This is a genomic window from Arthrobacter sp. U41 (assembly GCF_007679325.1).
Classification (GTDB): Bacteria; Actinomycetota; Actinomycetes; order Actinomycetales; family Micrococcaceae; genus Arthrobacter.
Window position 1 is genome coordinate 129,406 of sequence record NZ_VEGI01000001.1, and the last position, 12,666, is coordinate 142,071.

General features: G+C 67.3%; 11 protein-coding genes. 9 read left to right on the forward strand and 2 right to left on the reverse strand.

Translation table 11 applies throughout. From position 1 onward, the window contains the following. Positions 1 to 185: 185 nt before the first annotated feature. Both FS787_RS00625 and FS787_RS00630 read left to right on the forward strand, forming a co-directional pair. The gene (locus FS787_RS00625) at positions 186 to 1,568 is read left to right on the forward strand and encodes an MBL fold metallo-hydrolase RNA specificity domain-containing protein (RefSeq protein ID WP_144670134.1); all 1,383 of its coding nucleotides are present in this window, start codon (positions 186 to 188) and stop codon (positions 1,566 to 1,568) included. Then, a complete protein-coding gene (locus FS787_RS00630) occupies positions 1,565 to 2,878 on the forward strand; it encodes an erythromycin esterase family protein (protein ID WP_260982333.1) in 1,314 nt (437 codons plus the stop codon). Before FS787_RS00625 ends, FS787_RS00630 begins: the two co-directional genes overlap by 4 nt. Here the strand turns inward: FS787_RS00630 and FS787_RS00635 are convergent. Further along, positions 2,875 to 3,606: a hypothetical protein gene (locus FS787_RS00635; protein WP_144670138.1), complete on the reverse strand. Its 732-nt coding sequence runs from the start codon at positions 3,604 to 3,606 to the stop codon at positions 2,875 to 2,877. The genes FS787_RS00630 and FS787_RS00635 overlap by 4 nt on opposite strands. Before the next feature lie 159 nt (positions 3,607 to 3,765). On the opposite strand from FS787_RS00635, the gene FS787_RS00640 reads away from it, so the two are divergent. The 5 genes from FS787_RS00640 (at position 3,766) to FS787_RS00660 (ending at position 7,740) form a co-directional block, all read left to right on the forward strand. Further along, the gene (locus FS787_RS00640; protein ID WP_144670140.1) at positions 3,766 to 4,635 is read left to right on the forward strand and encodes a universal stress protein; all 870 of its coding nucleotides are present in this window, start codon (positions 3,766 to 3,768) and stop codon (positions 4,633 to 4,635) included. Positions 4,636 to 4,738: 103 nt separating this feature from the next. Further along, positions 4,739 to 5,422, forward strand: coding sequence for a hypothetical protein (locus FS787_RS00645; RefSeq protein ID WP_144670142.1), 684 nt, complete (start codon positions 4,739 to 4,741; stop codon positions 5,420 to 5,422). 246 nt (positions 5,423 to 5,668) lie between these two features. Further along, positions 5,669 to 6,883: an inorganic phosphate transporter gene (locus FS787_RS00650; RefSeq protein ID WP_144670144.1), complete on the forward strand. Its 1,215-nt coding sequence runs from the start codon at positions 5,669 to 5,671 to the stop codon at positions 6,881 to 6,883. Then, entirely contained in the window at positions 6,883 to 7,104 is a 222-nt protein-coding gene (locus FS787_RS00655; RefSeq protein ID WP_144670146.1) for a hypothetical protein, read from the forward strand. Before FS787_RS00650 ends, FS787_RS00655 begins: the two co-directional genes overlap by 1 nt. An 84-nt stretch (positions 7,105 to 7,188) precedes the next feature. Further along, positions 7,189 to 7,740 carry a dihydrofolate reductase family protein gene (locus FS787_RS00660; RefSeq protein ID WP_144670148.1) on the forward strand — a complete coding sequence of 184 codons (552 nt, stop codon included), beginning with the start codon at positions 7,189 to 7,191 and terminating at the stop codon, positions 7,738 to 7,740. Positions 7,741 to 7,762: 22 nt separating this feature from the next. Here the strand turns inward: FS787_RS00660 and FS787_RS00665 are convergent, their stop codons facing one another. Next, entirely contained in the window at positions 7,763 to 8,221 is a 459-nt protein-coding gene (locus tag FS787_RS00665) for a hotdog fold thioesterase (RefSeq protein WP_144670150.1), read from the reverse strand. Between FS787_RS00665 and polA the strand changes: the two genes are divergently transcribed. Then, a complete protein-coding gene (gene polA / locus FS787_RS00670; RefSeq protein WP_260982334.1) occupies positions 8,220 to 11,132 on the forward strand; it encodes a DNA polymerase I in 2,913 nt (970 codons plus the stop codon). The two genes, FS787_RS00665 and polA, sit on opposite strands and share 2 nt — an antisense overlap. A gap of 87 nt (positions 11,133 to 11,219) precedes the next feature. Beyond that, positions 11,220 to 12,509 carry a GNAT family N-acetyltransferase gene (locus FS787_RS00675; protein ID WP_144670152.1) on the forward strand — a complete coding sequence of 430 codons (1,290 nt, stop codon included), beginning with the start codon at positions 11,220 to 11,222 and terminating at the stop codon, positions 12,507 to 12,509. The last annotated feature ends 157 nt before the right edge of the window (positions 12,510 to 12,666 follow it).

Sequence of the window (12,666 nt, forward strand, 5' to 3'; positions counted from 1 at the left end):
GCCGCGGCCGCCGCGTGCCCCGGTGCGGTGGGGCCGGGGGCCAGGGTTCGGCAACGCCGCGTTCGTGACTTTCGGCCCTAGGTGGGGGTGCGGCGCGGGCGGAAGCTGGGGATACATCACCTCCGCGTGTCAGCTGTGCTCCTGCGTCTCCGGGGCAGGTCATTCCATGCGGGAACGGGAGCGTCATGAAGCATCAGGAGCCCACCCTGCGTTTCCTCGGAGCCACCGACACCGTCACCGGCTCCAGGTACCTGCTGGAGGCCGGCGGGAAGCGGGTGCTGGTGGACTGCGGGCTCTTCCAGGGCTACAAGCGCAGCCGGGAACGCAACCGGGCGCCCTTCCCCGTCCCGCCGCACTCGATCGACGCCGTCGTCCTGACCCACGCGCACCTGGACCACACCGGCTACGTTCCCGCACTGGTGCGGGACGGGTTCGCCGGGCCGGTCATCGCCACCGACGGGACCACGGACCTGTGCAAGCTGCTCCTGCCCGACAGCGGCTACCTGCAGGAGGAGGAAGCCCGGTACGCGACGCACCGCAGATCGTCCAGGCACAGTCCGGCGCTGCCGCTGTACACCGCCGCCGACGCCGTCACGTCCCTCAACAGGTTCAAGATCCACGATTTCGACGATCCGCTGGACCTCGGCGGCGGGATGGAAATGACATTCCTGCCGGCCGGTCACATCCTCGGCGCCGCCCAGGTCCGTGTGCGGATTGGCTCACACTCGGTGCACTTCACCGGGGACCTGGGCCGGACGGACGACCCCCTGATGAAGCCGCCCCGGCCTCTGGGGGAGACCGACGTCCTGGTCACGGAGTCCACCTACGGAAACCGGAAACACGACACCACCGATCCCGAACTCCAGCTTGGGGACATCATCAACCGGGTCGCGAAGCGAGGCGGCGTGGTCCTGTTCGCCGCCTTCGCCGTCGGCCGTGCCGAGACGCTGATGCTGCACCTGTCCCGCCTCCGCGGCAAACACCTGATCCCGGACATCCCGGTGTACCTCAACAGCCCGATGGCCATTGACGCGTCCGGCATGTACCAGCGGCACCCGGAGGAACACCGGCTCATAGAGCAGGAATACCTGAACATGTACAAAGTGGCCAGACTTACCCGCTCGGTCGACGAATCCAAGCTGCTGAACCTGCGGGGCGGCCCGATGATCATCATCTCCGCCAGCGGAATGCTCACCGGCGGAAGGATCCTGCACCACCTCGCCGCCTACGGGCCGGACCCGAAGAACGCCGTCATCCTCAGCGGATACCAGGCCGGCGGGACGCGCGGCGCTGCCCTCGCAGCCGGCGGGCGGGAGCTTCGCATCTACGGTGAGGACATCACGATCCGGGCCGAGGTGATCCAGATGGAAAGCCTGTCGGCGCATGCTGACGCGGACGGCCTCATCGCATGGATGAAGACGGCGGCCAAGGAACCCCGGATGACGTACATCACCCATGGCGAACCGGACGCGTCGGATGCCCTGCGCCTGCGGATCAAGCACGAGCTGGGATGGCGGGCCCGGGTGCCGGAGCACCTCGAAAAAATCTCACTCGAGGACCCGCGGTGACGTCCGGCGTCAGGAAGTCCGAGGTCCTCGCCGAGATCCATTCGCTGGCGCGGCCGCTGACGTCCGACCGGGACCTGGACGGGCTGGTCCGGCGCGCGGCAGACTGCCGGTTCGTCGCGATCGGCGAAGCCTCCCACGGCACCCACGAGTTTTACACGTGGCGTGACACCCTCAGTCGGCGCCTGATCACGGAGGAAGGCTACACCTGGATCGGGGTGGAGGGGGACTGGCCCGACTGCTGGCGTATCAACAGCTGGGTGCGGGGCGAGACCGGGCGGGACCAAGGGGTCCATGCCCTGCTCTCCGGCTTTGAACGCTGGCCCACGTGGATGTGGGCGAATGAGGAAGTCGCCGCGTTCCTGGACTGGCTCCGATCGTGGAACCTCGGCCGGCCGCCGGGCCGCCGGGTCGGCTTCTACGGACTCGATGTGTACTCCCTCTGGGATTCGCTCCGCGAAATCATCGGCTGGCTGGAGGAGAACGACCCCGACGCCGTCCCGGCCGCCAAGCGCGCCTGGCAGTGCTTCCTGCCCCATCACGAGGACCCCCATCAGTACGCCTGGAGCACCCGGCTGGTGCCGCAGTCCTGCGAAGCCGAAGTCATCGCCCTCCTCACCGAAGTCCGGAACCGGGTGTCCGGCCCGGGGGACCACGGCGAGGCAGCCTTCGATGCAGTGCAGAATGCCGAGGTGGCGGCGAACGCCGAGCACTACTACCGGATCATGGTCCGCGGCGACCGCCAGTCCTGGAACATCCGTGACCACCACATGGCGGACACCATCGACCGGCTCAGCCGGCACCTCGGTCCGCATTCCAAGGGGCTCATCTGGGAGCACAACACCCATGTGGGGGACGCCCGCGCCACGGACATGGCGCAGGACGGACTGGTCAACGTAGGGCAGCTGCTGCGTGAACGGCACGCCGCGGACGGCGTGATGCTGGTGGGTCTCGCCTCGCACCGGGGTGAGGTACTCGCCGCGGAAGCGTGGGGCCGCCCGGAGCGGATCCTCCCGGTCCCGCCGGCGCGCCCGGGCAGCCACGAGGACTTCCTGCACGAGGCCCTGGGGGTGGCGTCGGTGCTGGACTTCGGGGAGGACAGGTCCGGGCCGTGGCTGTCCACCTGGCTCGGACACCGCGCGATCGGGGTGGTCTACCATCCCGGGCGGGAGCTGGGGAACTACGTTCCGACCCGGATCGGCGAACGATACGACGCGCTGATCTGGTTCGAGCACACCGCCGCGCTGCGGCCCGTGCACCATGAAGGGCCGCCGCGGGAACCGGAATTCGAGACCGAGCCCACCGGCTTCTAATCCGCCGTCGTCGGCAGGATGCCGGGCCGGCGCAGCATCACGACGGCGGCCGGCACGTACCAGAGCAGCGGCACCAGCCGCAGCGCCGTGGTCAGGGCGCCGGTCGGGGACAGCGGACCCTCCGCGGGGATCAGCGAAAACGTGGAAACGATCGCCGCCGTGGCCGCAGCAGCGGCGATCCAGCCCAGCCACCGGGGATAGGCACGCAATCGCAGGGACAGCAGCGCGATGGCCAGGAACATCATTCCTGCCGGCAGGTTGGCCAGGTTCAAGGTGACGAGGCACAGATCCGCCACTGCTGCAGCGACATCCGGGGGAATCCGGGCCTGCGAGGGGAGCGTCAGGGTGATCTGGGCGGCCTGGCCCAGGATGTTCAGGCCCACGGCCAGCGCCCCGGCGCCGAACGCGATGCCGGAGACGGTCCCTGGCGCCGGTTCGGCCTGCAGCAGCCGGGCCCGGACCAAGCCGAGGAACCAAAGCAGCGCGGCGGAGCTGCAGACGAACAACATACTCTGCGCCAGGACCGGGGCCCGGTTCGCCACCAGATACTCTGCATAGCCGGGGTCTGTGGCGTCAGGCCACGGCCCGCTCAGCGCCAGCTCTAACATCCCGCCGGCAACCCCCAGGGCGGCGGAGAGCAAGCCGCTGAGGGCTCCTGTCACGAGGAACAGTCCCACGGGGGGAACGGCCGGCTGCGGCAGGCGTTCCGGCGGCGGGGCCTGGTTCATGGCACGACGCTATGCGGGCGGGCGAGGGGGAGTGAGGGGCTTAAGGCCCTAACCGGCGGTGACCCCCCGGCGCACACTGAAGTGGCGGATGACTACGGTCGCGCCGCCCGATCATGCGATGCAGAATTGACCGCGCCATGGAAAAGAGCAGGATTCAGAATGAGCAAACCAATCGTCGTCGGTATCAACGGATCAGCCGGAAGTGAGGCCGCGCTGACGTGGGCCCTGCAGCGGGCGGGCCGGGACAAGCTTCCTGTCACCATCATTCATGCGGTGGATGACCGCTGGATTTCGCCGGACTTCCAGTACCACGAGATCATCAGGCAAGCCGGCATGGATCTTCTCCAGAAAGCGCAGGCCAGCGCCAACGAGCAGGCCCCCGACGTGAAGGTGGACATCCAGCTCCGCCATGGCAGCGGAGGGTCCGTGCTGCGGGAAGTCTCCAACGAGGCCTCCATGGTGGTGGTCGGCGAACATGACAAGCACTGGATGGACGGCGGTCCGCTGACCGACCGGGCCCTGCAGATCGTCTCCGCCTCGGAAATCCCCACGGCCGTCATCCCGCTGAAGCGCGACGCCGGAGCCTCCGGCGTCGTGGTCGGCGTGGACGGCTCCGAGGAGTCCCTGCAGGCGGTCGACGTCGCCGCCGCCGACGCGGACAAGGGCGGCGACGAGCTGACCGTGGTCCTCGCCTTCCGCCGGCCGGCTCGCTGGGTCGAAAACCAGTTGCCGAAGAGCGGCCTCGCCGAAACGATCCTTGAGGAGGACCGGATCGTCCTGGCCGAATCCGTCGCCGGGCTCGCGGACAAGTACCCGGACCTCGTCGTCCACCAGCGGCTGGAGACCGATATCGAACCCGCGAAAGCACTGGTCAACGCCGCCAAAGACGCCCGGCTCCTTGTGATCGGCAGCCGCGGCCGCGGCGGCTTCTCCCGGATGATGCTCGGCTCCACGGCCCACGCCGTTCTCCTCAACGTGCCGTGCCCCACCCTCGTCACCAGGGTGCACAAGGTGAAGCACGAGGCCTGACCGCCGGGGCAGGCAGCTGTCACACGGAGAGCCCCCTCAGTGGAGGGGGCTCTCCCCGTGACGGACCCTTGAGCCTGTACTGGCCGGATGGGAGGATGATGCAGTGGAGCCCTTCTTCGATTTCGTGGGCCACTTTTGGTGGCTGGTCTTCCCGGTGAGCGGACTGTTCGGCGGCTGGGCACGGTCATGGTCCAAGGCCAGCGAACGGCGGCACCGGCGCCGGGTGGAGCTCTACAAACTCCGGAACCATGCCGTGGAGGTGGAACGCGCCAGCCGGTCCCAGGTCCAGCAGCTCATGGACAGCCACGACACCGTCAACCGCCGGTGGCTCGACTACGAGCTTGATGTGGGTAAACTCATCGACTTTCCGGTCATGACCGACGTACGTGAACCCCTGACTGTAGCGTTCCTGCGGGCAAAGCGACTGGCCGACGGACTGCGCCCGGGAGCGCCGGAGGAGATCACGACGGCGGCGCGGCTGGCGGAGTACCGTGAGGCCGTCACCAGCTACGAGCTGGCGTTCGACGTCGCCGAGCGGGAGGCGCGGCGGATCAAGGACGGCAACTTCACCGGACCGGAACGGGAACGCCTGTCAACGGCCCGGAAGCTGCTGCGGATCGCGTCCGATGCCGCCGCGACACCGGCGGAACGGCAGACGGCGTACAAGCGGGCGCGGCGCGAACTGGACGGACTGATCGTGCTCCCGGACGCCACCCTTGCCGCGTTGGAGGAGAAGATCGCCGGGATGATCGACGCCGGACGCACGCCCGACGTCCACCCGGGCTGACACGGTCGGGATGTTGTGCCGCGGGGGAGGTTGAACCGCAGGGCTGTGGACTTGCGCCGGGCTGCTGAATTGCACCGGCCGGCGCCGTCCCCGCGCGTGTTTTTGCCCTGATGCCATATCCCGTACGCTTTAACGCGTCAGGCAACTTTGCTGAACGCCACACATCCTCCCGGTATATCCCGGATGAACGATGCCGGCAGCGGGGAATGAAACCCCTGACCGTCGACTCTGCAGATTGGGCAACAGGTGGAAATCACCATCATGGTGGCGCTGGTTATAGCGCTGGCGCTTTTTTTTGACTTCACGAACGGATTCCACGACACCGCAAACGCGATGGCCACGCCCATCGCAACCGGTGCGATCAAACCCAAAACGGCTGTTGCCCTCGCGGCGGTGCTGAACCTGGTAGGGGCATTCCTCTCCACGGAAGTGGCCAAGACCGTGTCCGGCGGCATCATCAAGGAAGGGTCCGACGGGGTCCAGATCACTCCGGACATCATCTTCGCCGGACTGATGGGCGCCATTCTCTGGAACATGATCACGTGGCTTAAGGGCCTGCCGTCGAGTTCCTCGCATGCGCTTTTCGGCGGCCTGATCGGCGCCGCCATCGCGGGCATCGGCATCCACTCGATCAACTTCGAGAGCCTCATGCAGAAGGTGATCCTGCCCGCGATTTTCGCGCCGATCATCGCCGGAGTTGTGGCCTACCTGTGCACCAAGCTTGCCTATGCACTGACCTCCCGCCACGACCCGGAATCCGGCAGCAAGCTCACGCAGAAGCGCGGCGGCTTCCGCACCGGCCAGATCTTCACGTCCAGCCTCGTGGCCCTCGCGCACGGCACCAATGACGCGCAGAAGACCATGGGTATCATCACCCTCGTGCTGATCGCTGCGGGCACCCAGGCGCCCGGTTCCGGACCCGAGTTCTGGGTCATCGCTTCCTGCGCCTTCGCCATCGCGATCGGCACCTACTCCGGCGGCTGGCGGATCATCCGCACCATGGGATCCGGCCTCACCGAGGTCAAGCCCGCCCAGGGCTTCGCCGCGGAAAGCAGCACGGCCTCGGCCATCCTCGCTTCCTCGCACCTGGGATTTGCACTGTCCACCACCCAGGTGGCCTCCGGCTCCGTCATCGGGTCAGGCATGGGACGCCGCGGCACCAGCGTCCGCTGGGGAACCGCCGGACGGATTGCGCTCGGCTGGCTCTTCACCCTCCCCGCCGCGGGAATCGTGGGGGCCCTGACCGCCCTTCTGGTGCAGACCGGCGTCGTTGGCGTGGTCATCGCTGCAGTGGCCGGCACCGGTGCGGTGCTGTTCATGTTCCTGCACTCGAAGAAATCTCATGTGGGGCACCACAACGCCGTCGAGGTCGATCAAGCCGGCCAGGCTGTGCGGTTCCGCAAGAAGAAGAAAGCTATGTCCGTCAGTAGCTCCAAGGACGAGCCGAAGGGCGAACTGTAATGAAATGGCTGGAACTGGTTCAGGTGGCGGGCGCAACGCTCATCGCAGCAGTGACCGTCGTGGTCCTGTACTCCCTGGGGGTGCGTCTGACCGCCATCGCTGGTGACGTCAGCGAACGGAAGCCGTCGTGGCTGCGGCCGCTTGCCTACGTGTGCTTCGGCCTCTGCGGCGTGGCCGTGCTGTTCGGGCTTTACCTGATCATTCCTTACTTCAGCAAGTAGCCGGCAACGCGCCCCGCGGCGCCCCCCGCGGCACCGCGGACTTGAGGGATGGGCAGTCCGGCCGGGAATGGCTAGGCTGGGGCCATGCCTGCATTCCAGTATTTTGTGGCGTCCTCGCTGGACGGATTCATCGCCACCCGTGACGACAATCTGGACTGGCTTCTCCAGTTCGACGGCTTCGCCGGAGGCAAGGAAAGCTACGACGCCTTTATGGCGGACGTCGGCTGCATCGTGATGGGCGGGGACACCTACGCTTGGCTGCGCAAACACGAACCCAACAACTGGCCGTATCCGGCGACCCCCTGCTGGGTGTTCACGCACCACGAGCACGCCGTTCCCAAAGGGGCAGACGTGACCTTCGTCCGCGGGCCGGTGGCTGAATTTGTCGAGGACCTCAGGGCGGATGCGGGCGACCGGAATGTCTGGATCGTCGGCGGCGGGGTCCTGGCGGCCCAGTTCGCTGACGCCTCCGCGCTGGACGAGATCATCATCTCCATCATTCCCGTGGTGCTGGGCAGCGGCAAAGCGGTACTGCCGATGGCGGGGCCGACCGCGCCGCTAGAGCTGATCTCCTCACACACCCTGGGCCGGGGGATTGTGGAGCTGCGCTACCGGTTCGGGAGCAGTCCGGCCTAGCGCCTCGCGTCCTGGCCTGCGGTCAGATGTCGCGGATCAGGTTGGTGATGCGCGCGGTGGACAGCCGGCGTCCCTGCTCGTCCGTCATAACCACCTCGTGTGTGGTGAGCGTGCGGCCCAGATGGATGGCCGTGCAGGTGCCGGTCACGGTGCCCGAGGTGATGGCCCGGTGATGCGTTGCGCTGACGTCGATTCCCAGCGCCTGCCGTTTGGGCCCGGCGTGCAGTCCGGCGGCAAAGGAGCCGAGGGTTTCGGCGAGGACCACGTGGGCGCCGCCGTGCAGGATTCCGGCCACCTGCGTGTTGCCCTCCACCGGCATGGTGGCCACCGTCCGCTCGGGACTCATTTCCAGGAAATGGATGCCCATCTTCACCACCAGTGCGCCCACGCCGTACTGCCCCAGCCAGTCGTGCATCTCCTCGGGAACACCGGCGGCCGTCAGTTCGGCTGCATAGGGGCCCGGCGTGAAATTGTCCGTCATGGGAACTAGGCTGGCACCTGTGAGCGAAACTACCAAACCGGCCCTTGCCTCCCATTCTGCAGCCCCCCTTCTTGCAGCGACCGATTCCGCAGCCACCCTTCCTGCAGACACCGCAGCCGATACCCTCCCGGCAGCTGGGTCAACCCCGGTGAGCGGGGCCGGGTCCGCCAGGAAGTCCACGCGGGCCGCGGCGTCGGTGTCCGCCACAGAGGCGCCCGTCATTCCCCTGACGGACCAGCCCCGGCTCCTGGTCCTGGACGGTCATTCCATGGCGTTCCGGGCGTTTTTCGCTCTGCCCGCGGACAAGTTCTCCACCGCCACGGGGCAGCACACCAACGCGATTCACGGCTTCACGTCCATGCTCATCAACCTGATCAAGGAGCAGAAGCCCACGCATGTCGCCGTCGCCTTCGACGTCTCGGACGACACCACCCACCGCAAGGCCGAGTACAGCGAGTACAAAGGCGGACGCAACGAGACCCCCCGGGAGATGAGCGGCCAGATCGACCTCATCGACAAAGTCATGGGCGCGTGGGGCATCAAGACCATCAAGATGCCCGGCTATGAAGCTGATGACATCCTGGCAACCCTCGCCGCCATGGGTGAGAAGGCGGGCTTCGAGGTCCTGCTCGTATCGGGCGACCGTGACGCCTTCCAGCTGATCACGGACAACGTCTTTGTCCTGTACCCGCGGAAGGGCGTCAGCGACATTCCCAGGATGGATGCCACTGCCATCCAGGAAAAGTACTTTGTCAGCCCCGCCCAGTATTCGGATCTTGCCGCCCTGGTGGGGGAGTCCGCGGACAACCTGCCGGGCGTTCCCGGCGTCGGGCCCAAGACGGCGGCCAAATGGATCAACCTGTACGGCGGGTTGGAGGGGGTCCTGGAGAACCTCGACGCGATCGGCGGAAAAGTGGGGGACTCCCTCCGCGAAAACGTTGAGGACGTCAAGCGCAACCGGCGGCTGAACAGGCTCCACACGGACCTCGACCTCCCGGTGACGCTGGATGAGCTCGCGGATCCGCGGCCGGACCAGGCCGCCCTCGAGGAGTTGTTCGACGCGCTTGAGTTCAAGACCATCCGCACCCGCCTCTTTGCCCTCTACGGCAGCGAGGTCCCGGAGGCGGAGCGGGAAAGCCTCGAGACCCCGGACTTCGTGGTTCCGGCGGACGCCGCCGGGCTGACCGCTTTCCTCGAGGCCGGGGCCGGCAAGCGCTCAGCCGTCGCCGTCGACCTCGTGCCCGGCCGGATCGGCGAGGATGCCGCCGCCCTGGCCATCGTCCACGATGGCGGGGCCGCTTACATCGACCTCACCGCGCAGGACGCCGCGTCCGAGAACGTGCTGGCCAGCTGGCTCCGGGACGCCGGTGCGGCCAAGGTCATGCACGGCTACAAGGCGGCCCTCAAAGCCCTTGTCAGCCGGGGCCTGGGCCTGGAAGGTGTGGTGGACGACACCTCGATCTCCGGGTACCTGATCCAGCCGGACCGCCGCAGCTATGAACTGGCCGAACTGGCCCAGCACCACCTGAACATCAGTGTCTCCACGGAAGCGGCCAAGGCGGGCCAGCTGGAGCTGGCGTTTGATGGCGAGGACGACGCCGCCGCTGCCGGTGCGCTGGTCCACGTCGCCGCCGTCGTCCAGACCCTGAGTCGGTACTTCGAGACGGAACTGGCCGAGCGCAAGGCCCAGGACCTGCTGACCACCCTTGAGCTGCCCGTTAGCCGCGTGCTCGCCGACATGGAACTCGCGGGCATCGCCATCGACATGCCGCGCATGGACGAGCAGCTGGCCGATCTCGGCAAGGTGATCGACAACGCCCAGGAACTCGCGTTCGCCGCGATCGGCCACGAAGTGAACCTGGGCTCGCCCAAACAGCTGCAGGCGGTGCTCTTCGATGAACTGGGGCTCCCGAAGACCAAGAAGATCAAGTCCGGGTACACCACCGACGCCGCCTCGCTGAAGTCGCTGCTGGAGAAGACCGGCCACGAATTCCTGGTCCAGCTCATGGCGCACCGTGAGTCCTCGAAGCTGCGCCAGATGCTGGAGTCACTCAAGAAGTCCGTCGCGGACGACGGCCGGATCCACACCACCTACGCGCAGAACGTCGCGGCCACGGGCCGGATCTCCTCCAACAACCCGAACCTCCAGAACATCCCCATCCGCAGCGAGGAAGGCCGGCGGGTCCGCGGCATCTTCGTGGTCAGCGAGGGCTATGACTGCCTGCTCTCCGCGGACTACTCGCAGATCGAGATGCGCATCATGGCCCACCTCTCGGGGGACGCCGGCCTGATCCAGGCCTACAAGGACGGCGAGGACCTGCACCGGTTCGTCGGCTCGAACATCTTCCATGTGCCCACCGACCAGGTGACCAGCGCGATGCGCTCGAAGGTCAAGGCCATGTCCTACGGGCTGGCCTACGGCCTGACCTCGTTCGGCCTCTCCAAGCAGCTCGAAATTTCCGTCGACGAGGCGCGGACCCTGATGAAGGACTACTTCGACCGGTTCGGCGCCGTCCGCGACTACCTCCGCGGCGTGGTGGAACAGGCCAGGATCGACGGCTACACCGCCACCATCGAAGGCCGCCGCCGCTACCTCCCGGACCTCACCAGCACCGACCGCCAGCTGCGCGAGAACGCGGAGCGCATCGCGCTCAACTCGCCCATCCAGGGGTCGGCCGCGGACATCATCAAACGCGCCATGCTGGGCGTCGCCGGCGCGCTGGCGGAGCAGGGCCTGAAATCGCGCATGCTGCTCCAGGTCCATGATGAACTGGTCCTCGAGGTGGCGCACGGCGAGCGTGAGGCCGTGGAGAAACTGGTGACCGAGCAGATGGGCGCCGCAGCGAAGCTGACGGTCCCGCTCGATGTCCAGATCGGCATCGGCTCCAGCTGGTACGAGGCCGGGCACTGACGCCCGCTTCGCGAGCATTGGAGCACCAGAGCACTGGGGCGCCAGCGCAGTTGGGTCAATTGACAGGATTCCTAGGGGGAAAATTTCGTGGCTGAGAAGTATGAGGTCCGGCGGTTCCGCGCGGCCGAAAAGGGTGAACCGGACTACGCGCTGGGAGTAGCCTGGCTGCGCGGCGTCGGCATCGGGTTCTACGACGAACGGCACAAGGACGAGTTCGTGGACAAGGTCATGGCGATGTACCGCGTCGACAATCGTGAGATGACCGGGGTCTACCAGACCGGCGCCGTCGCCGCCCACTCACTGGCGGCCGACACCCCCGTCGCCACCTTCGCCACCCTGCGCAAGGACCTCAACGTCGGCTACGGCCGGCAGCTCGAAGCACAGCTGATCACCGCCGTGACCGTCCGCGGGACCCACCGCCGGCAGGGGCTCCTGCGCCGGATGATGACGGAGGACCTCGCCGGATCGAAGGCGGACGGCCTGGCGATGGCCGCGCTGACCGCCTCGGAAGCGTCCATCTACGGGCGGTTCGGCTTCGGCGTCGCGACGTTCGAGCGCAGCATCAAAGTGGACACCGGCCCGCGGTTCCGGCTCCGGCACACGCCGACGGGCTCGGTGGAAATCGCCGACCGGAAAGTCCTCCTTGAACTGGCGCCGGAGGTGTTCGAACGCGTCCACCGGGCCACGCCGGGTTCCATTGTGCGGCAGGAGGCGTACCGGCAGCGCAGCTCGGGAACCCTCGGCCGGGACGGCGCCGAGGACGAATCGATCCGGTGCGCCCTGCACTACGACGCCGACGGGAACGTGGACGGCTACGTCGCCTACAAGTTCGCCGGCTGGGACACCAAGCCGTACACCATGGAAGTCATCGACCTCGTGGCGGCCACCGATTCCGGGTACCTGGAGCTGTGGCAGTTCCTGGGCAGTATCGACATGATCCAGCGGGTCACCTGGTCCGAAGCGCCCGTGGACGACCCGCTGACGTGGGCCCTGGAGGACCCGCGCTGCATCGAGTCCGGCGAGAACGCCGACATGCTCTGGCTCCGTGTGCTGGACACCGTGAAGGCCCTCGGCGCGCGGCGTTACTCGTCGGATGGCAGGCTGGTCCTGCGCGTCAGTGACACCCTGGGCCTGGCCGGCGGCACGTTCACCCTGTCCGTGAGCGGCGGCGAGGCAACCGTTGCCGCTGCTCCGGACGGCGCTGAAGCTGACCTTTCCCTCGACGTCGCGGACCTGGGCTCCATCTATCTCGGCGCTGTTTGCCCGGTGACCCTCGCCGCCGCCGGACGGATCAGCGAGCACACGCCGGGGGCGGCCCTGACAGCGCGGCTGATGTTCGCCGTCGAACGTTCACCGCACTGCCTGACGCATTTCTAGGCGGGTCTCCGCCGTCCCGATGCGCTTTGACCCGCGTTCACGAAAGCGACTAGACTAAACGGGCGTGTACTACGTGCGCGCATCTACAATCCACAAATCAGGATGACCCGGCGCTTTGCCGTGTTCTGTGCCCGTGTCGCCGACGCGGGCGCAGCGG

Bases quoted from the DNA above. Each gene is read 5' to 3' on its own strand.
- FS787_RS00625 (WP_144670134.1), top strand. From the start codon at position 186: ATGAAGCATCAGGAGCCCACCCTGCGTTTCCTCGGAGCCACCGACACC.
- FS787_RS00635 (WP_144670138.1), bottom strand. From the start codon at position 3,606: ATGAACCAGGCCCCGCCGCCGGAACGCCTGCCGCAGCCGGCCGTTCCC.
- FS787_RS00640 (WP_144670140.1), top strand. From the start codon at position 3,766: ATGAGCAAACCAATCGTCGTCGGTATCAACGGATCAGCCGGAAGTGAG.
- FS787_RS00655 (WP_144670146.1), top strand. From the start codon at position 6,883: ATGAAATGGCTGGAACTGGTTCAGGTGGCGGGCGCAACGCTCATCGCA.
- FS787_RS00660 (WP_144670148.1), top strand. From the start codon at position 7,189: ATGCCTGCATTCCAGTATTTTGTGGCGTCCTCGCTGGACGGATTCATC.
- polA (WP_260982334.1), top strand. From the start codon at position 8,220: ATGGGAACTAGGCTGGCACCTGTGAGCGAAACTACCAAACCGGCCCTT.
- FS787_RS00665 (WP_144670150.1), bottom strand. From the start codon at position 8,221: ATGACGGACAATTTCACGCCGGGCCCCTATGCAGCCGAACTGACGGCC.